The sequence below is a fragment of the Paracoccus tegillarcae genome (assembly GCF_002847305.1).
Lineage (GTDB): Bacteria > Pseudomonadota > Alphaproteobacteria > Rhodobacterales > Rhodobacteraceae > Paracoccus > Paracoccus tegillarcae.
Genome location: NZ_CP025408.1, coordinates 3387020 through 3406734, shown reverse-complemented (window position 1 = coordinate 3406734; position 19715 = coordinate 3387020). Strand labels below are relative to the sequence as shown.

The following is a 19715-nucleotide window of genomic DNA, read 5'->3' as shown; positions in this document are numbered from 1 at the left end:
GCCGGTCGCCCGGCTTATTTGCGCTGCGAGGGGTGCCAAAAGGTTACCCGCTTTTCGATCAGCGCCACGATTCCATAAAACAGCGAACCGGCGATTGCGGCCACTAGAATTTCGGCCCAGACCAAGGGCAGGTCCAGTTGCCCCACGGCTGTCGAGATACGAAACCCCATGCCGCGTGTCGGGCTGCCGAAGAATTCGGCAACGATGGCCCCGATCAGGGCCAATGTGGTGGTGATTTTCAGACCGTTGAAAAGGAAAGGCATCGCGGCAGGCATGCGCATCTTCCATAGCGATTGCCAGTAGCCTGCGCTCCAGGTTGCCATCAGATCGCGTTGCATGGCGTCGGTTGCCGCAAGCCCCGCGACCATATTCACAAGGATCGGAAAGAACACCATCACGACCACGACGGCGGCCTTGGATTGCCAGTCAAAGCCGAACCACATCACCAGAATGGGCGCGATGCCGACGATCGGCAGGGCGGCTACGAAATTGGCAATGGGCAGCAATCCGCGTTGCAAAAATGGGCTGCGGTCGATCAGGATGGCGGTCGCAATGGCGGCCAGCGCGCCCATGACCCAGCCCGTCAGCGCGCCCTTGAGGATGGTTTGCACGAAATCGACCCAGAGAATGCTGGTATTCGCCATGAAACTGGCCCAGATCTGGCTGGGCGCCGGCAGGATCACCGATGGCACGCCATAGGCGCGCACGATCATTTCCCACAAGATCAGGATCGTCGCCCCGAAGATCAACGCGACCAGCAGGCGGGTCAGCCGCGTATCAAATCGCGCAAGCCAGGCGTTCAACCCCCAGGCGCTCAGCCAGACCGCGATGATCGGCAAGGCGGTCATTTGGCCAACCCCATGCGGCGCAGGGTCATTCGCTCGATCCAGCCGATCAGCATGACCAATCCCGCCGCCAGCGCCGCTGCTGTGAACAACGCCGACCAGATCTGCACCGTCTGTCCGTAGTAGCTGCCCGACAGCAGTCGCGCGCCCAGGCCTGAGGTTGCACCAGCGGGCAGTTCCCCGACGATTGTGCCCACCAATGCCGCTGCCACCGCGATCTTCAGACTGGCAAAAAGGAACGGCATCGAGGATGGCAGCCGCAACCGCCAAAAAGCCTGGCTTCTGGTCGCGCTCCAGGATCGCATCAGATCAAGCTGCATCGCATCAGGCGTACGCAACCCCTTGACCATGCCGACCAGCACGGGAAAGAAACTGAGCCACGCGGATATCATAGCCTTGGGCAACAACCCGGTGACGCCCACGCTGGCAAAGACCACGATCACCATCGGCGCAATGGCCAGAATGGGCACGGTCTGGCTGGCCACCGCCCAGGGCATGACCGATTGATCCATGACCTTGCTATGGGTGATGCCGACGGCCAGCACAATCCCCGCCAGACTGCCAATGGCAAAGCCTGCCATCGTCGCGCTTAGCGTGATCCAGGCATGATACACCAGCGATCTGCGCGAGGTGATCTTTTGCCCGGCCAATCCATCCCATAACCCGGCCGCCACCTGATGAGGCGCGGGCAGAACAGGCCGATCCTGAGACAGCGTATCAGCGATCAGTTCGCCGGTGGTCAGCGTCGTATCCGCGCGCGCCGCCTGATCCTTTGCCCATTGCGCGTTCATGCCGATTGCCGCGACATACCAGACCAGGATGATCGCAGCGATGACAGTCAGAACGGGCAGGACGCGGCTCATGCGATGGACCGGCGGTCAGTCATAGCTGTGCCCCTCGCGCAGGCCCTCGCGGACCTCATGGGCCAATGCGATGAATTCCGGCGTATCGCGAATATCCAGCGGGCGCTCGTCGGGCAGGGTGCTTTCGATGATCCTGGTGATACGACCGGGGCGCGGTGACATGACGACGATGCGGGTCGAAAGATAGACGGCCTCGGGGATGGAATGTGTCACAAAACCAATGGTTTTTCGGGTTTTCCTCCACAGTTCCAGCAGCGCCTCGTTCAGGCGGTCGCGGACAATCTCATCAAGCGCGCCAAAAGGCTCATCCATCAGCAGGATATCTGCGTCAAAGGCGAGCGAGCGCGCGATACTGGCGCGCTGCTGCATCCCGCCCGACAACTGCCACGGAAACTTGCCGCCAAAGCCGGACAGTTCGACCAGATCCATCACGCGGTCGACCCGCTGCTTGCGGTCAGATTTGGAAAACCCCATGATTTCAAGCGGCAGAGATATGTTCCCCGAAATCGTGCGCCAAGGATACAGGCCCGGTGCCTGAAAGACATAGCCATAGGCACGGGCGCGCCGCGCCTCATCCGCGCTCATTCCATTGACGGTCATGGTGCCGCCGGTCGGCGTTTCCAACGCGGCGATGGTGCGCAGAAAAGTAGTCTTGCCGCAGCCTGAAGGACCGATAAAGCTGACGAAATCGCCCTGATTGATGGTCAGATTGACGCCTTTCAGCGCATGGACCGGGCCATCGGCGGTCTGAAAGGTCAGGTCGATCTTGTCAGCGGTGACGACGGGCTCAGTCATCTCGTTGTGATTGCGTTGTAACACCCACTATCTCTTTCCCCGTCTCCTTCTCAACCATATCTCGTAGTTCTAGAATGCCACCGGCTGCCCGCTCACTTGCCACTCCAAGCTTTTGATCATGGCCGTGAAGAAATAGGCCCCCCGAGGCTACTCCTTCGCAACCGCACTTGCACTCTTTCATGTCAAACCCCCGTTGCGGGTATACCTGACCGTTCTATCGGCCTCGGCGCGGTCAGTTCCTTCCATTGCGACAGGGCGCGATTGACCTGAGTGTTCGGTTCTCGCGCAACAAACTCGCCGTGACCTTCACGGCTATCGACTTTGCCCTCGGTCACAGCGACCACGCCGCGCGTCAGGGTAAAGCGTGGCAGTCCCTTGACCTTCTGGCCCTCGAACACATTGTAATCAATGGCGGATTGCTGGCTTCCTGCGGTGATCGTCTTTTCGGTCTTCGGATCCCAGACCACCAGATCGGCATCGCTGCCGACCAGCACCGCACCCTTCCGTGGATAGACGTTCAGGATCTTGGCGATATTGGTCGAGGTGATGGCGACAAATTCATTCGGCGTCAGCCGCCCGGTATTCACCCCATGCGTCCACAGCATCGGCATCCGATCCTCAAGCCCGCCGGTGCCATTCGGAATCTTGGTGAAATCGTCGACGCCGGTGCGTTTCTGTTCGGTCGTAAAGGCGCAATGATCGGTCGCGACCACCGACAGGCTGCCCGATTGCAGACCCGCCCAGAGGCTGTCCTGATTGCGCTTGTCACGGAATGGCGGAGACATGACGCGCCGCGCGGCGTGGTCCCAATCCTTGTTGAAATATTCGCTGTCATCCAGCGTCAGATGCTGGATCAAGGGTTCGCCCCAGACGCGCTTGCCCTGTTGACGCGCGCGGCGGATCGCCTCGTGGCTGTCCTCGCAACTGGTATGGACCACATACAGCGGCACGCCGGCCATATCGGCCACCATGATCGCGCGGTTCGTGGCTTCGCCCTCGACCTGCGGCGGGCGGGAATAGGCATGCGCTTCGGGGCCGGTATTGCCCTCGGCCAGCAGACGGGCGGACAGTTCGGCCACCACATCGCCATTCTCGGCATGAACCATCGCGATCCCGCCCAGATCGCCCACCCGGCGGAAGCTGGCGAAGAGTTCGTCGTCATTCACCATCAGCGCGCCCTTATAGGCCATGAAATGCTTGAAGGTGGTGATGCCGCGTTTGACGACCTCTGCCATCTCGTCAAACACCTGCTGCCCCCACCAGGTGACCGCCATGTGATAGGAATAGTCGCAATGGGCGCGGCCCGATTTATTGTCCCACATCTGCAACGCATCCAGCAGCCCTTGCTGGGGCGACGGCAGGGCGAAATCGACCACCATCGTCGTGCCACCGGCCAGCGCCGCGCGGGTGCCGCTTTCAAAATCATCGGCGGAATAGGTGCCCATGAAGGGCATCTCCAGATGCGTATGCGGATCAATTCCGCCCGGCATGACATAGCATCCGGTCGCGTCCAGTTGCGTGTCGCCGGTCAGGTTCTCGCCAATCGCGGTGATCTTGCCGCCCTCGATCAGAACGTCGGCCTTATAGGTCAGATCGGCGGTGACGATGGTTCCGTTTCGAATTACCGTGCTCATCCCTGCACCTTTCTTTTTCACTCAAATATCCCGGGGGTCCGGGGGCTGGCCCCCGGCCATCGCGCATATCAGCGCACCACCTCGGCCGCTTCCAGCACCGCATGCAGCAGCACATCAGCTCCCGCACTCGCCCATTCCGGCGAGATTTCTTCGGCCTCGTTATGTGACAGCCCGTCCACGCAGGGGCACATGATCATCACGGTGGGGGCGACGCGGTTGATCCAGCAGGCGTCGTGGCCTGCGCCGCTGACGATATCCATGTGGGAATAGCCCAGGCGGTCGGAGGCATCACGCAGCGATTGCGCCAGACCAGCGTCGAAGGTCACCGGGTCGAAATGGCCGACCGGTTCGATCTCGATTTCCAGGCTCAGATCGGCCGCGATCTGCGGGGCTTCGGTTTCCAGCCGCGTGCGCATCGAAGTCAGCTTCTCAAGATCGGGGCTGCGGAAGTCGATGGTGAAAACGGCCTTGCCGGGGATTACGTTGCGGGAATTGGGATAGACATTCGCCTGACCCACCGCGCCCACGGCATTTGGCTGATGATCCATCGCGATCTGGTGCACCGCCTCGATTATCCGGGCCATGCCAAGCCCTGCATTGACCCGCATGTTCATGGGCGTTGACCCGGTATGCGCGTCCTTGCCGGTCAACGTGACCTGCAGCCACCACAGCCCCTGACCATGAGTGACAACGCCGATCCGGGTATCCTCGGCTTCCAAAATAGGGCCCTGTTCAATGTGATATTCGAACATCGCATGCATGGGTCGACCGCCCACATCTTCGTCACCGCGCCAGCCGATCCTGTCCAGTTCCTCACCGAATTTCCTGCCCTCGGCATCCTCGCGGCTGTTCGCGTAGTCTTCGTCATGCATCCCGGCATAGACGCCGCTGGCCAGCATGGCGGGGGCGAAGCGTGTACCTTCTTCATTGGTCCAGTTCACCACCACGATGGGCCGCCTCGTTCGCAGGCCCATATCCTTGATCGAGCGCACGACCTCTAGCCCCGCCAGCACGCCCAGCACGCCATCATATTTGCCACCCGTTGGCTGGGTGTCCAGATGGCTGCCGATATAGACCGGGTCCAGATCGGGATTTTCGCCTTCGAACCGCATGAACATATTGCCCATCCGGTCGACACCCATGGTCATGCCCTCGGCCTCGCACCATGTCTGGAACAGCGCGCGGCCTGTAGCATCGTCATCGGTCAGGGTCTGGCGGTTATTGCCGCCAGCGATGCCGGGGCCGATCTTGGCCATCTCCATCAGGCTGTCCCACAGCCGGTCGGGGTTGGTTTTCATATTGGCGGCGGGGGCGTCGGCCATCTGCTTTCCTTCCTGTCGGTCCGCCCGCTCTTGATGCCGGGTCGGATGGTTGCGTGTTATTTCAATTCGACCTCGACAAAGGCCATGGCTGCGTCGCCCGAATTGATCACATTGTGTTCGGTTCCCTTGGGCCGGCTATAGCTTTCGCCGGCCGCAATCATGCTCTCGCGTGTCTCGCCGCCGGGCAATTCAAGCCGCAAAGGGCAATCCGTCAGCGTCACGATAACGTATTCCATCTGATGGACGTGCCAGCCGGTTTGTCCCCCGGGATCAAAGTCATAGCGGGTGACGCGCACCCGCTGATCTTCATATTGCGTCGTGGCGCGACAACCCTGCATCAAGCGGTTGCCTTGAGCACTTCGGCCAGAGTGCCGATCAATTCGTCGATCTGCTCGCGGCTGATGATCAAAGGCGGCGACATGGCGATGATATCGCCGGTCACGCGGATCAGGATGCCGGCCTCGTAGGCGCGGACAAAGACGTCAAAGGCGCGCTTGCCCGGTTCGCCCTCGATCCCTTGCAACTCGACCGCACCGATCAGGCCCATATTGCGGATGTCGATCACATGCGGCAGACCGCGCAAACCGTGCAATGCCTCTTGCCAATAGCTGTCCAGATCGGCGGCACGGGTCAGCAACCCATCCTCGGCATAGGTGTCCAGCGTGGCGATGCCGGCGGCGCAGGCGACCGGGTTGCCGGAATAGGTGTAGCCGTGGAACAGTTCGATCACATGCTCAGGACCGGTCATGAAGGCGTCGTGGATCTCGGCGCTGACCAGCACAGCACCCATCGGGATCACCCCATTGGTCAGGCCCTTGGCGCAGGTGATCATATCGGGCGTCACGTCGAAATGCTGGGCGGCAAACGGGCTGCCCAGGCGGCCAAAGCCGGTGATGACCTCATCAAAGATCAGCAGGATGCCATGCTTTTTGGTGATTTCGCGCAGGCGTTTCAGATAGCCCTTGGGCGGCATAAGCACACCGGTCGAGCCTGCCATCGGCTCGACAATCACGGCGGCGATGGTCTCGGCGCCGTGCAGCGCGACGATGCGTTCCAACTCATCGGCCAGATGCGCGCCGTGGTCTGGCTGACCCTTGGTATAGGCGTTCTCGGCCAGATGGGTGTGGGGCAGGTGATCGACGCCGGCCAGAAGGCTGCCGAAAAAGCGGCGGTTGTTCACGATACCGCCGACAGAGATCCCACCGAAGCCAACACCATGATAGCCACGCTCGCGCCCGATCAGGCGGGTGCGGGCGGCATCGCCGCGTGCGCGGTGATAGGCAAGCGCGATTTTCAGTGCTGTATCAACGGCCTCTGATCCAGAATTGCAGTAAAATACATGGTCAATCCCGTCAGGTGCCAAATTGACCAGACGGTTGGCAAGCTCGAATGCCAGCGGATGCCCCATCTGGAACGCCGGGGCATAATCCAGCGTCTCGACCTGATCCTGCACCGCCGCGGTAATTTTCGGGCGCCCGTGGCCCGCATTGCAACACCACAACCCTGCCGTGCCGTCCAGTATTTGCCGCCCGTCGGCGGATGTGTAATGCATATCCTTGGCGCTCACCAACATGCGCGGCGCCGATTTGAACTGCCTGTTCGAGGTGAACGGCATCCAAAAGGCGCCAAGGTCGTTGGGGGCGGGTTTACGGTCCAGAGCCATCGCTTCCTCGCAAATATTGACCAACAGGTCAGGATCAGGCTAGCACGGGGCCATCGCCAGTCAAGCGTGATACCTATGGGCGGAACGACACAGACTGTTCGCAGAGGAACTGTAATTTGAGCGATGAAGCACAGGCGCGGCCGACGCGGATACAACAAAAGAACCGCGCGATGATCCTGGAAGGTGCGCTGACGGTGTTTTCAGCGCAGGGCTTTCGCGGTGCAACGATTGATCAGGTGGCCGAGGCGGCCGGGCTGTCCAAGCCGAACGTTCTGTATTATTTCGCCAGCAAGGAAGATATCTATCGCAGCCTGCTGACCGGCCTGCTGGATATGTGGCTGGACCCGATGCGGATGATCGATCCGAACGGGGAACCGCTGGCCGAGATACAGCGCTATGTCGCGGCCAAGCTGCAGATGTCGCGTGATTACCCGCGCGAAAGCAGGCTTTTCGCCAATGAGGTCCTGCAGGGCGCGCCGCTGCTAAATGAGATCTTGGGCGGCCAATTGCGCGATATGGTTGATGACAAGGCCGGCATCTTCAACGGCTGGATAGAGGCGGGGCGCCTGGCAAAGGTGGATCCACGGCATCTGATCTTTTCGATCTGGGCGCTGACCCAGCACTATGCGGACTTCGAGACGCAGGTGCGGGCAATACTGGGCGAAGAGCATGATCCCTATGCCGAGGCGCAGCAGTTCCTGTCAACGCTCTACGACCGGCTGCTGGCCCCTGACCGGGGCTGACACGGGTGCGGCCGATCATGGCTGCACGGGTTGATCCGCCAGCAGACCGGCACCGCGATAATATCTGGCCGCCCCTGGATGCAGCGGGACAGTGATGCCCTCCAGTGCCGCGTCGCGCGAAATGGCACGGGCCGCGTAATGGCCCTGATGCAGCCGGTCCTGAGTATAGTCATTCCACAGCACGCGCGTGATATCGTGGATGATCTGATCAGGCTGATCCGCCATTGTCAGCCACAGCGCGGCAACCGAAACGGTTTGGATCGGGTCTTTTTGCCCCGGATAGGTGCGCGCAGGCAGTGTTTCACGCCGAAAGAACGGGTGCCGCGCGATCAGCCGGTCAGCCAATGCGCCTTCGATGGGCAGCAGCTTCACATCGGCCTGTCCCGCCAGGGAGGTCAGGCCGGCGACCGGCCAGCCGCCCACCATGAAGAACGCGTCCAACTGGCCCGCCCGCAATTCGCGCACGGCCTCGTCGGTGGTTAATTCGCTTATTTTCAAACGATTATCTGGCAAACCTGCGGCTTGCAAAACAAGTTGCGCGTCGATCTGGGTTCCTGAACCCGGCTGGCTGATCGAGACCCGCTTGCCCTCGAGGTCAGTGATCGTCTCGATTTCGGCGTCGCCGCGCACAATCAGATGGACGGCTTCGGGATAAAGCGATGCAATGGCCCTCAGACCAGGGACCTGCGCCGACCCCCGCCATCCCGGCGCGCCGATTTGCGCTGCATAAGCGATATCAGCCTGTGCAAAGCCGGATTCGATCGCGCCGTCACGTAGCGCCGCGATGTTGCTGACAGATCCTTCCGCAGCGAGTGCGGCCGCCAACAGGCCGGGAACGCCGCAATCGCCCCCCTCATCGCAGCGCGCGCCGCCGGGCGGGTTGGAAATGGCCGCCGCGATCTCGCTGCCGATCGCATAGTAGGTTGCGCTGGTTTCACCCGTTGCGATGCGGAAAAGCTGGACCTGGGGATCTGCAGGACCCGTTTCGCCCGCGCGGTCTTGGGCCAAGGCAGCACTTGTCGGCCATAGAGCAAGCCAAGCAATACAAGGTGCTATGAAGGCAAGACGGCGCATCGCAATACCAATCAGGTCAGGCGACCGGCTTCTGCGAAAGCAGATCACCGGCATCGCCGATCATGCCGATATTCTCGATGGCGAGGGCGACCAGATCATCGCTGCGACCCGCCGCCCATTCCAGCACCGCCTGACGCGTGGCGGAAATGATCGCAGCCGCCAGAATCGGGGCCAGCCGCGCATCGTGGCTGGACAGCCGCTTGCGCAGCATCTGTTCCATCAGTGAATGGCGCTCCAGCAATGCCGACTGTTCCAGTGCGGCCAGTTTGGCATCGGTCTCGGCCAGACGTAAAACCGTTGCGAACTGCTGTCGCTGATCGACAAAGCGTGAAAGATGCGCCGCGATCAGTACGGCAAGATCGTCGATCAACCGCCCTTTGGACGCGACAAAATCATCCGACGCGACCTGCGGGTAATCCTTGGGTGGGCCGGCGATTGCGGCTTCTTTATACGGGTAATAGTTGAAAAAGGTGCGGGGGCTGACGCCGGCCTCTCGGGCGATGGCCTCGGTCGTCAGATTGGACAGGCCGTCGCGCTCGGCGAGTTGGATCGCCGCCACATGAATCCGGCTTGCGGTTTGCATGCGACGCTTGCTGGCGGCGGTCATATGTAGGTCCTGATCCTGATGCATGATCTGAAGAACCTGAACCAAGCCAGGGCCCGGTACAAGCGGATTGCGTTCACATTCCTGAATGTGGTCAATGCCTAAGCCAAGTTTTCTTGCTGACCCGACAGGCAGGGTCAGCACATTTTCCTGGGCAGGCAGTGGGCAAATGACGGCTGAACTGTCAGCCTGATCAGCCACCCCAACTGCGGATCGGGCCGCAATCCATATGCACAAAGTTCGAACGGCTGTATTTGCCAACGCCGCCGGCCTTGCACGCGACTGCCGCCTGATACATCTGGTTCACCGAGCGCGATTTCAACCGCAGGTCCGCAGCCTTGCCGACCATATGCAGCGAGTTCCTGGCAACACCGCTGGAACGCGAGCGAAGCATCGCATTCGTCTTGGGCGAGCGGTAACCCGACAGCATCATGAAGGGTTCGTTCGTTTGCAGCATGCGATGGCTTGCCGCCGCGACATCAATCGCGCGAGGGTCGATGCCGATGGCTTCGCCGCTGCGCCAGTCACGCATGAAGATGTTGATTTCATTCAGAGCTTCGCGGATGTATTTGCCGTCGACCCAGTAAACGGTGTCGATGCTTTCTCCGGTTCGGCCCGAATACATGCGGATGCGGCGCATATCGCCTGCACCGCGCAAAAATCCAAACGCATTGGCCATTACCGGGGCTGCCGCAACTGTCGTCGCCGCGAAGACACCCAGCATCCCGCGACGGTTGATAAGGTTCGTGGTCATGTCAGATCGCCTGTCCTGCATCATTTTTTTTCGCCGCTTTTTTACCGCGACACGTCCGGGCTTATCCCGAACTTGTTAACAATATGTCAAACTACCCGTGGCTCAGGAACTGTTTAGTTCCATCTTAGGCGCTTTTCTGCGAATATGCGCGAGATTTCGCCGATGGGCATCCTTTATACATGAATTATCAAGGCCTGTGGCCGCAGGGTGACGCGGTTTGGTGATTTTTCTGCCTAGGGGTGTGGCGCGCTTTACCGAAGCGTTGGGTGGTGAAAAATGGGAATGAAGAAGCTGGTGATTGGCATGTTTGCGATGTTTTCTCGATCGACTGCAGCCCTGGGGCTGACAACGGTCCTGTCGATGGCTGCCATCCCGGCGGCGCATGGACAAGGCATTGGGGCGGCGACCGCTGTTGCGCCCCGGCTGGAATTCAGCCGATCGGAAATGGAACTGGCCAGCGCGGTCTCGGCGACGCCGGGCGTTGCGGCCTTTTACGGCGACAACGGGTTGCAGCCGATCTTTGGCGGTGCGGCGGCGGCTGCACGTCGTGAGGCGGTAATCGCTGCGGTTGAGGCCGCGCATCTGCATGGCTTGCCGGAATCGCGGTATCGCGTGCAGCAATTACGCGACGCCGACCCCGACAGCGCCGAAGGTGAGGCACTGTTTGCCAGTGTCGCGGTCAGATACATGCATGATGTGATCGGCGGCGCGGTGGGGCCGTCCAGGGCTGACCGGCAAATCTATCGTACAGCCGTGCGTCCTGCGGCGGCAGATCTGTTGCGTGATTTTGCGGCGGCCAGCGATCCGCGTGCCTTTATTCTGGCGCAGGGACCGAGCGACCCGCGCTACGGCGCTCTTCGCGACGCCCTGGCGCAGCGATCGGGCCTGATCGCGCCCGTTGATGCGCCCCTCGCGCCCGAAGGGTTGTGGCGCGTGGGGATGCGTGACCCCGCAATCCCGGATTTGCGCGCGCGCCTTGCCAGCATCGGCTTTGCCAGCGATCTACCCGTTGATCCGTCCGAATATGACGCATCTCTGGCGGATGCGGTCCTGCGCTATCAGCAAGCCGCCGGCCTGCCGGCGGACGGGGTCGCCGGGCCGCAGACGATACGTCAGCTGAACGGCGGGCCCGACTGGCAAACGCGCGCGATTCTGGTCGCGATGGAGCGGATGCGCTGGATGAGCGGCCATGACCTGACCGCCCGGCATGTCTGGGTGAACATTCCGGAATTTACCGCGCGCATCTATGAGAACGGCCAGCAGGTGTTCCAGACGCGCGCCGTTGTGGGCAAGACCGACAGCAATATGCGCACGCCCGAGTTCTCTGATGAGATGGAATATGTGGTGGTCAATCCGCGCTGGAATGTGCCGCGCTCGATCACAGTCAAGGAATACCTGCCGCGCCTGCAAAAGAACCGCAATGCCGTGGCTCATCTGGATGTGGTCGACGGTCGGGGCAATGTGATTTCGCGCGACCGGATCGATTTCGGTCGCTTCACTGCCGCCAGTTTCCCCTACCGAATGCGCCAGAAACCCAGTGATGACAACGCGTTGGGTCTGGTCAAGTTCATCTTTCCCAACCAGTGGAACATCTATCTGCACGACACCCCGACCAAGCATTTGTTCGGCCAATCCGTGCGTGCCTATTCGCATGGCTGCGTCAGAATCGGCGACCCGTTCGATCTGGCCCGCGAGTTGCTGTCTCCGCAGACCAGCGACCCAAGGGGCATGTTCCAGCGCGCACTGGCGACCCAGAATGAGCGCTGGCTGAAACTGGAACCTTTTGTGCCGGTGCATCTGGTCTATTTCACCGCCATGGCCGAGCCTGATGGCCAAATCCGCTTTTACAAGGATATCTACGGGCGCGACGCGCGGGTCTGGGACGCCCTGTCCAACGCTGGTCTGGAATTGGCGGCGCAAAGCGATTAGATCGCGTCCGAAGAGGATTGCGATCATGGCTTTGACTATCGGGGATCTGGCGAAGGCGCTGCAGGCGGAAAGCTGGGGCGATGAGACCCGCGTCGTAACAGGCGCGGCCGAGCCCGGTGCGACGACTGCCAACCAGATAGCCCTGGCGATGGCGCCCAAATACGCAGCCGGTTTGCGCAAGGGCGATATGGCAATCCTGGCGCAGGGCATGGACCCGGCGGAATACGGGCTGAGTTCTGCCATTTTTGCAACGCGCCCGAGGCTGCTGATGGCTGGGCTGACCAGCGCCTTCGATCCCGGCCCAGAGATCGAGCCCGGCATCCATCCGACAGCGATTATCCATGACAGCGCGACGATCGGTAAGGGTGCCGCCATCGGTCCCTATGTCGTCATCGGCAGCGATGTCCGGATAGGTGCAAATGCCCGGATTGCAGAACATGTCAGCATCGGCAAGGGCACCGTTATTGGTGACGATGTCCTGATCCTGCCCGGCGTTCGCATCAGCCATGGTGTAAAGGCAGGCGACCGCTGGATCGTCCAATCGGGTGCCGTGATCGGCAGCGACGGGTTTTCATTCGTCACCGCCGAGGAATCCGGCGTCGAGGAAATTCGCCGGACGCTTGGCCATCGCGACAGCGCCGGAAAACAGCACTGGACTCGCATTCACTCGCTTGGCGGCGTCGAGATCGGTGATGATGTCGAAATCGGTGCGGGCAGCACCGTCGACCGGGGCACGATCCGCGCAACCCGGATCGGCTCGGGGACCAAGTTGGATAATCTGGTTCATATCGGCCACAACGTCGTCGTCGGGCAGGATTGTCTGCTTTGCGGTCAGGTTGGAATCGCGGGCAGCAGCCGGTTGGGCGACCGCGTGGTGCTGGCCGGGCAATGCGGCGTTTCCGACAATATAGAAATCGGCGATGACGTGATCGCCGGTGGTTCGACCAAGATCTATACCCGTGTGCCTGCCGGCCGCGTCGTCCTGGGCAATCCGGCTGTAAAGATGGAGACCCAACTGGAAATCCAGAAGGCCACGCGTCGCCTGCCGCGCATGGCCGAAAAACTGAGCCAGCTTCAGGAAAGCGTTACAAAACTGTTGGAGAAGGGCTGAGACAAGCTCGCCGGAGACCGCTATGAACACACCCACCGCCGACCGCCTGCACGCCATCATTGCCGAACAGGCCATGCTGGAGCCCAGCCAGATCACGAATGACGCGACGCCAGAGGATCTGGGCATCGACAGCCTCGGGCTGGTCGAGGCGATTTTCGCGATCGAGGAAGAGTTCGATATCTCGATCCCCTTCAACGCCAATGAACCCGAGAAATCGGATTTCGACATGTCCAGTATTGGCAGCATCGTTGCCGCCGTCGAAAAGCTGATCTCGGAAAAGGCCGCATGAGCCCGAAGAAAACCAAAGGCGGCAAGAAGAAAGCCTCTGAATTTACGTCGGCCTCCGGTGGGCGGCGTGTCGTGATAACCGGGGCCGGCACCATCAATGCGCTTGGTCACGACGTGCCGGCGACCCTGGCTGCCTTTCGCGAAGGGCGCAGCGGCATCAGTCAGCTCGATTTCCGTGATGTCGACCGTTTGTCGATCCAGATCGGGGCGCAGGTGCACAATTGGCGCCCCGAGGATTATTTCAACCGTCAGCAGATCCTGCTTTACGACAAGTTCACACAGTTCACCCTGTTGGCGGCCAAGCAGGCCGTGGCGCAATCCGGCCTTAATTTCGCCGGCAAACTGGGTTTGAACTCTGGCGTTGTGCTGGGTACGGCGGGCGGAGGGCTGAACACCTGGGATGAAAATTACCGGGCCGTCTATGAGGAGGGCAAGAACCGGGTTCACCCCTTTGTCGTGCCAAAGCTGATGAACAACGCGGCAGCCAGCCATGTCAGCATCGAATTCGGCCTGCGTGGCCCGGCATTCACCGTCGCCACTGCCTGTGCGTCGTCCAATCACGCGATGGGACAAGCGTTTCAGATGGTGCGCTCGGGTGGGGCCAAGGTGATGCTGACCGGCGGGTCCGAGGCGATGCTGTGCTTTGGCGGGGTGAAGGCCTGGGAAGGGCTGCGCGTCATGTCGCGCGACGGCTGCCGTCCGTTCAGTGCCAATCGGAACGGGATGGTGCAGGGCGAAGGCGCAGGCGTTTTCGTGTTCGAGGATTACGAACATGCCCGTGCGCGCGGCGCAGATATCCTGGCCGAAGTGGTGGGTTTTGCCATGTCCTCGGATGCCCAGGATATCGTCATGCCCTCGGCGCAAGGGGCCGAGCGTGCGATCACCGGCGCAATGGATGATGCCGGGCTGAACCCCGATGACGTGGGTTACATCAACGCTCATGGCACTGGAACGGCGGCGAATGACAAGACCGAATGCGCGGCGGTTGCACATGCCTTTGGCCATCATGCGGACAAGCTGATGATGTCGTCGACCAAGGCGATGCACGGCCATATCATCGGTGGCACCGGTGCCGTCGAACTACTGGCCTGCATCATGGCACTGCGCGACGGGGTGATTGCACCGACCATCGGCTATCAGGAGCCAGATCCCGAATGTGCGCTGGATGTCGTGCCGAACGAGGCGCGCGAGGTGCATGTGGATGCGGTGCTGTCGAATGCCTTTGCCTTTGGCGGGCTGAATGCGGTCATCGCCCTGCGTAGGATCTGAGCCGCGGGCGCGTTTCTGCTTATCGCTGAATTGAAAAAGGCCGTGCCATCTGACGGTGGCACGGCCTCGAATTGTCTGTAACTCGGCAGGCCTGCTGGCCTGTCGCGCCTTAGTTGGCGGGTGCGGCCTCGGGCTCTGCCGGGGTTTCGCTGTCCGTCTCCGCTGCGGTTTCTGCCTGCGCCTCGATCTGGGCCAGCGCCTCGTCGACGATACCTTCCAACTCTTCGAAGCCTGCGGTAAAGCCGGCCAGCGACATCGGCAGTTCGAACGGGTTTTCGGGATCGGCGCCGAAGGGCAGCAGGGAAACGATGGCGACGTTGCCGCGCTTCAGGCCGGCCAGGCCGTTGGCGTCAAATCCCATGCGTGATACGCAACCGACCGGCGCACAGAAGTTGAACGGAAAACCACGCGTGGCCGCGCTGTCGATCTTGATACCAAGACCACGGACCAGATCGGTTTCCAGCGGCGCCACGATGGTCGCACCGGCGGCGGCCTCGCCCTGGGTCAGCGGGATGATGGTGACCTCGGCCACCGAATTGCCCTGATCGTCGCGCAGCAATTGGTACAACTCGCAGGGATCGGGCTGACCCTCATCGGCCTTGATGCAGCGGATCGTCCAATCCGAATGCGTCGACTCGACGTAATAGGAACCAACCTCCAGATCGGCGGGATCGGTCGGCACAGCGTTGGCCGTTTCTGCAGCCGGCTCTTCGGTCGGATTGGCAGCCTCATCGGTCGTGGTCGCCGCATCAGTTGCCGGCTCGTCCGTGGTGGCGTCCTCGGCGTTGGCCGCCTCATCGGTCGTTGCAGGCTCTTCGGCCGCGGCAGGCTCGGCGGTCGCTTCGGCCTCTGCCTCTGCCTCTGGCTCTGCTGCAGCGTCCGCGGTTGCTTCCGGCTGCGCCTCGGCATCAGGGGTCGTTGCCTCTGTTGCGTCATCCATCGCCTGTTCAGCGTCTGCCGCGGCGTCATTCACCGCGTCGATGACCTGTTCTGCCGTCTCGTCCACGGTCTCTTGCGTCGTGGGGGTGTCAGTATCCTGCGCAAAGGCAGGGCCTGCCATTGCAACAATGGCAGCCAACAGTGCCGCGGAAGTCTTGTAAGCCATGGTGGTTCTTATTCCCTTTTCCAGAACTTTGCATTTCGCTTAGCACGCGAATACGCGCTTGTCAGCGCGTTTCCGGACACGGGGCGTCACCATGCGTTGAGCCAGAGCGATGTTTGGATCTTGACGAAAAATCTGTCGGGTTTCTGGTGCCCTGCGACAGGCATCAGGTCAACAAACAAGGGCCGCGGCGAAACCGCGACCCCAATTCACGCTTATCGCGTGTCTCCCTGCCGGACTGGCCGGTCATCATTGGGACGCACGCTAGTCCCGAGATCGTGATCCGTCAACAGTGCAAACAGTTATGGTTGATCACAAAAAAAGCCGCGCCCGAGGGCGCGGCAGTCCAACAGGGAGGAAGAGCCAAAACCAGCATCATGGCTGGCTTCGACAACTCCATTATAACAGGGGGGAGTTAACATTTGGTATTTTTTTCGCGCGTTGCGTGTGTTGGTAAGCAAAATTATGCTTTAGCGCGTATAAATGCCCAGTTGCTGCGGCACATTTCGGTCAGATCGTGTTGCGCCCGAAATCCCAGAAGATCGTCGGCACGCGCCGTATCGGCATAGGAAATCGCGGCATCTCCGGCACGGCGCGGTGCGATGTCAAAGCGAATCGGACGTTCTGACACCTTTTCATAGCATTCGATCACCTCGCGCACCGAATAGCCGCGCCCGGTTCCCAGATTGACCAGATGGCTGGCGGTCGCCGGATCGGATGCGGGGCGCAGCAGCGCCTGCAAGGACAGCACATGCCCACGGGCCAGATCTTCGACGTGGATATAGTCGCGAATGGCGGTGCCGTCCGGGGTGGGCCAGTCATCGCCAAAGATCATCAGCCGGTCGCGTTCCCCGGTTGCGACCTGAGCGATGACGGGAACAAGGTTTCCCGCCGGCTGACTGGGATCTTCGCCGATGAGGCCAGAGGCATGCGCGCCGACCGGGTTAAAATAGCGCAGGATGCCAAGGCGCAGGGCGGGGTCGGCCTGGCGGCAGGCGGCCAGAAACCGCTCTCCGATCAACTTGGTGTGGGCGTAAGTGTTGCCGGGATTGGTCGGGCTGGTTTCCGTGACGGGCATCGTCTCGGCCTCGCCATAGACGGCCGCGCTTGAGGAAAAGACGATCCTGCGCACATCATTCTTGCGCATGGCTTGCATGACATTGACCAGCCCCGCCACGTTGACGTCGTAATAGCCGATTGGATCGGTCTCGCTGTCGGGGACGCTTTTCAACCCCGCAAAATGCACCACGGCATCAAAGCCCGCGCCGCGCATGGCGTCATCCATCGCACCGGCGTCACGGATGTCGGCCTCGATCACGGGCGTCGGGCGGCCGGTGATCCGGGCCAGTCGATCAGGCAGATCGCGGCGCGCGTTGTGGAAACTGTCCAGGATCACGGGGTCAAAGCCGGCCTCGACCAGTGCGACATAGCTGTGCGCGCCGATAAAGCCGGCGCCTCCCGTCAGCAAAACACGTCCCGACATCAGTGCCCCTCAGATACCCGCCAGCCGCAGACGCAGCCGTTGAAAATTGGCGAACCGTCCAACATTGATGCGCGACAGTTCAGCCCTGTTCTGATCGCGCGGCGTCAGGTGATTGTCCAGCACGGTTGCCGAAGCAAAGCCCTGCCGCATGATCTCTTGGTGCAGCGCGGCAGTGTGATTGCCGTTGGGATAGCAGAAATGGCGCACATCCTGCCCGGTCCATTCCTGCAACAGGGCGCGCGAGCGGGCAATGCTGTCGGCGGCCTGCTCCAGCGGGATCTGGTCCAGCACGTTGTGGCAATGGCTATGCGCGCCGACCGTGACATGCTCGCAGTCTGCAAATTCGCGCAATTGGTCCAGGCTCATCGGGGCAAGGGGATAAGCGGGGGGCGTGATCGGTGCCGCCTGCGCCAGTATATCTTCCACCACCTTGGGGCGCGCATCGGGCGGCACGGATTTCATGAGTTCCAGAATTTTGGCGATCCGGGCACAGCGGACAGGTCCGTGCTGAGGGCCGATCGTCCAGCGACCCAGCCCCTGCGAGGTCAGATCAATCTGCCTTTCGCCCGGTCCCTGCAGCGCGTTGACGATCCGATCGAACCAATAGGGCGATTGAGCGGCGATCTGGCCGGTTGCGATATAGGCCAGCACCGGCAACGCCTCGGCCCGCAGGATCGGCAGCAAACGGGTGTAGAGGCCGACATCGCCATCATCGAATGTCAAAACAAGCTGAGGCCGACCGGTTCCGGGGCCATCAAGCGCGTCGTCCAGCGTCACAAAGTCATAATCTGGCCGCAACAGATCGATCAATTCGCGAAAGCGCGCCTCTGGAAAAACCGTATAGGCATCCATCTGATCGTCATCGGCGCCAAGCGTATGAAAGCACAAGATGGATATCGGATCGCTGCGCAAGGCGCGCCGGCGCAGTGTCTGATAGACAGGTGGCAATGCGGTTGCGCCAAAGACGGCGGATTTGATGATTTCCTTCGCGCGGCCCATTATGCTTCCGTCTTTCCGTCACTATAAAGGGCGCGCAGTTTGGCGGCTTCACGATCAATGTGATGACGCTCTCGGGCGCGCTGCCGCGAGGCCGTGCTGATCCTGTCGCGCTGATCCTCGGGCAGATCCAGCGCCTCTTGCATCGCCAGTTTAAGCGCCTCGGCATCGCCAGCAGCGACCAGCCATCCGGTCTGACCGGGCAGAACCAGTTCGGCTATGCCGCCGACATAAGTCGAGATCACCGGACGGCCCGCGGCCATGGCCTCCATAATGACGACGGGCAGCCCCTCGATAAAACTGGGCTGCACCAGTGTATGACATGCGGCCAACTCTTCTCGTACCTGATCGGCGCTGATCCAGCCGGTAATCCGCACGCTGCCGGCCAGCGCAAGCTGCGCGATCCGGTCCTCGATCTCGGGGCGCATATCGCCATCGCCGGCCAGAACCAGATGCAGATCGGGGCGCTCGCGATGCATGGCGGCAAACGCATCCAGCAAGATCAGGTGACCCTTTTCCGGGCTGAGCCTGCCGATGCACAGAAATCCTGCATCATCCGGCGGCGGCGGGGCAGGGGCGAAAGCCACGTCGTCCAGCCCGCAATGCACCACCTTGATCTTGTCCCAGAGATCGGGCGTGACATGGCGCATCAACTGGCTGCGGGAAAAACCGCTGATCGCCACCACGAACCTGGCGCCGCCGATCTTGCGCTGAAAATGCAGTCGCTGCGCGTTGTCGGCTTCGTCCATACCGTGAACGGTAAAACTGTAGCTGGGACCACCAAGCAGTTTGACCAGCAGTGCGATTTCGGCGGTGTTGGTGCCGAAATGAGCCTGCAGATGATCGGCCGGTTCGTCCTGCAACCAGTCCATGATACGGCAGGCATGGCCGACATAGACCATGTGATAGGGCCATGGGCGCACGCCGTTTCGCGACATGGCGCTGGCCGCACGCACGGCCCGCCACAAGGCGCCAGAGTCACGACGCAGCTGCCGCCAGACCGACCCCACCAGCGCGCCAACGCCGTCGCGCAAGGTATAGGACGTCCGGGCCTGTTCGCCGACATCCTCATCGTCCACCAGCGGCGCATCCCATCCGCGCAGCGCCATGCGGTGCACGTCCACGCCCTGACGTTCCAGCGCCAGAATCTCGCGCCGGATAAAGCTGTGGCTGACCTTGGGATATTGGTTGATCAGATAGGCAACACGCATAAGGCTGATTTCGGGCTTTCCGTAATAGG

The 19715-nt window shown here is 61.3% G+C and carries 19 protein-coding genes; 5 read left to right on the top strand and 14 right to left on the bottom strand.

The annotated features are described in order from the left end of the window. Nucleotides 1–14: 14 nt before the first annotated feature. From CUV01_RS16740 to aptA, 7 genes are all read right to left on the bottom strand, one after another. Nucleotides 15–848: an ABC transporter permease gene (locus CUV01_RS16740; protein ID WP_101461468.1), complete on the bottom strand. Its 834-nt coding sequence runs from the start codon at nucleotides 846–848 to the stop codon at nucleotides 15–17. Next, nucleotides 845–1708, bottom strand: coding sequence for an ABC transporter permease (locus tag CUV01_RS16735; protein WP_101461467.1), 864 nt, complete (start codon nucleotides 1706–1708; stop codon nucleotides 845–847). The genes CUV01_RS16740 and CUV01_RS16735 overlap by 4 nt, the downstream gene beginning before the upstream one ends. A gap of 15 nt (nucleotides 1709–1723) precedes the next feature. Further along, on the bottom strand, nucleotides 1724–2503 hold the full coding sequence (locus tag CUV01_RS16730; protein WP_101461466.1) for an ABC transporter ATP-binding protein: 780 nt from the start codon (nucleotides 2501–2503) through the stop codon (nucleotides 1724–1726). A 182-nt stretch (nucleotides 2504–2685) separates the two neighbouring features. Continuing rightward, nucleotides 2686–4137, bottom strand: a complete 1452-nt coding sequence (gene hydA / locus CUV01_RS16725; RefSeq protein ID WP_101461465.1) for a dihydropyrimidinase — start codon at nucleotides 4135–4137, stop codon at nucleotides 2686–2688. Nucleotides 4138–4205: 68 nt separating this feature from the next. Further along, complete coding sequence (locus CUV01_RS16720; RefSeq protein ID WP_101461464.1) at nucleotides 4206–5459, bottom strand: Zn-dependent hydrolase; 1254 nt, start codon at nucleotides 5457–5459, stop codon at nucleotides 4206–4208. A gap of 56 nt (nucleotides 5460–5515) precedes the next feature. After that, on the bottom strand, nucleotides 5516–5797 hold the full coding sequence (locus CUV01_RS16715) for a cupin domain-containing protein (protein WP_101461463.1): 282 nt from the start codon (nucleotides 5795–5797) through the stop codon (nucleotides 5516–5518). Beyond that, complete coding sequence (aptA, locus tag CUV01_RS16710) at nucleotides 5797–7122, bottom strand: omega-aminotransferase AptA (RefSeq protein ID WP_101461462.1); 1326 nt, start codon at nucleotides 7120–7122, stop codon at nucleotides 5797–5799. Before aptA ends, CUV01_RS16715 begins: the two co-directional genes overlap by 1 nt. Before the next feature lie 170 nt (nucleotides 7123–7292). Between aptA and CUV01_RS16705 the strand changes: the two genes are divergently transcribed. Then, complete coding sequence (locus tag CUV01_RS16705) at nucleotides 7293–7865, top strand: TetR family transcriptional regulator C-terminal domain-containing protein (RefSeq protein ID WP_101462182.1); 573 nt, start codon at nucleotides 7293–7295, stop codon at nucleotides 7863–7865. A gap of 15 nt (nucleotides 7866–7880) precedes the next feature. On the opposite strand, the gene CUV01_RS16700 is transcribed toward CUV01_RS16705, so the two are convergent. The 3 genes from CUV01_RS16700 to mepK form a co-directional block, all read right to left on the bottom strand. Beyond that, nucleotides 7881–8939 carry a TAXI family TRAP transporter solute-binding subunit gene (locus tag CUV01_RS16700; protein ID WP_157994892.1) on the bottom strand — a complete coding sequence of 353 codons (1059 nt, stop codon included), beginning with the start codon at nucleotides 8937–8939 and terminating at the stop codon, nucleotides 7881–7883. 16 nt (nucleotides 8940–8955) lie between these two features. Further along, the gene (locus CUV01_RS16695; protein WP_101462181.1) at nucleotides 8956–9546 is read right to left on the bottom strand and encodes a TetR/AcrR family transcriptional regulator; all 591 of its coding nucleotides are present in this window, start codon (nucleotides 9544–9546) and stop codon (nucleotides 8956–8958) included. 190 nt (nucleotides 9547–9736) lie between these two features. Further along, nucleotides 9737–10297 carry a peptidoglycan L,D-endopeptidase MepK gene (gene mepK, locus CUV01_RS16690; RefSeq protein ID WP_101461460.1) on the bottom strand — a complete coding sequence of 187 codons (561 nt, stop codon included), beginning with the start codon at nucleotides 10295–10297 and terminating at the stop codon, nucleotides 9737–9739. Nucleotides 10298–10657: 360 nt separating this feature from the next. Here mepK and CUV01_RS16685 point away from each other — a divergent pair, with 360 nt between their 5' ends. Genes CUV01_RS16685 through CUV01_RS16670 form a run of 4 tightly spaced genes read left to right on the top strand, consistent with a single transcriptional unit; the run spans nucleotide 10658 to nucleotide 14894 of the window. Further along, nucleotides 10658–12226 carry a L,D-transpeptidase family protein gene (locus CUV01_RS16685; protein WP_101462180.1) on the top strand — a complete coding sequence of 523 codons (1569 nt, stop codon included), beginning with the start codon at nucleotides 10658–10660 and terminating at the stop codon, nucleotides 12224–12226. 25 nt (nucleotides 12227–12251) lie between these two features. Then, nucleotides 12252–13337 carry a UDP-3-O-(3-hydroxymyristoyl)glucosamine N-acyltransferase gene (gene lpxD, locus CUV01_RS16680; protein ID WP_101461459.1) on the top strand — a complete coding sequence of 362 codons (1086 nt, stop codon included), beginning with the start codon at nucleotides 12252–12254 and terminating at the stop codon, nucleotides 13335–13337. A gap of 22 nt (nucleotides 13338–13359) precedes the next feature. After that, nucleotides 13360–13626, top strand: coding sequence for an acyl carrier protein (locus CUV01_RS16675; RefSeq protein WP_101461458.1), 267 nt, complete (start codon nucleotides 13360–13362; stop codon nucleotides 13624–13626). Continuing rightward, complete coding sequence (locus CUV01_RS16670; RefSeq protein WP_101461457.1) at nucleotides 13623–14894, top strand: beta-ketoacyl-[acyl-carrier-protein] synthase family protein; 1272 nt, start codon at nucleotides 13623–13625, stop codon at nucleotides 14892–14894. The genes CUV01_RS16675 and CUV01_RS16670 overlap by 4 nt, the downstream gene beginning before the upstream one ends. A gap of 109 nt (nucleotides 14895–15003) precedes the next feature. Here the strand turns inward: CUV01_RS16670 and CUV01_RS16665 are convergent, their stop codons facing one another. The 4 genes from CUV01_RS16665 to CUV01_RS16650 form a co-directional block, all read right to left on the bottom strand. Next, nucleotides 15004–15999: an invasion associated locus B family protein gene (locus CUV01_RS16665; RefSeq protein WP_101461456.1), complete on the bottom strand. Its 996-nt coding sequence runs from the start codon at nucleotides 15997–15999 to the stop codon at nucleotides 15004–15006. 460 nt (nucleotides 16000–16459) lie between these two features. Further along, nucleotides 16460–17479 (bottom strand): UDP-glucose 4-epimerase GalE, encoded by a 1020-nt coding sequence (galE, locus tag CUV01_RS16660; RefSeq protein WP_101461455.1) that lies wholly within the window; start codon nucleotides 17477–17479, stop codon nucleotides 16460–16462. 9 nt (nucleotides 17480–17488) lie between these two features. Next, complete coding sequence (locus CUV01_RS16655) at nucleotides 17489–18478, bottom strand: polysaccharide deacetylase family protein (protein WP_101461454.1); 990 nt, start codon at nucleotides 18476–18478, stop codon at nucleotides 17489–17491. Continuing rightward, on the bottom strand, nucleotides 18478–19686 hold the full coding sequence (locus tag CUV01_RS16650) for a glycosyltransferase family 4 protein (protein WP_101461453.1): 1209 nt from the start codon (nucleotides 19684–19686) through the stop codon (nucleotides 18478–18480). The genes CUV01_RS16655 and CUV01_RS16650 overlap by 1 nt, the downstream gene beginning before the upstream one ends. Between the last annotated feature and the right edge of the window lie 29 nt (nucleotides 19687–19715).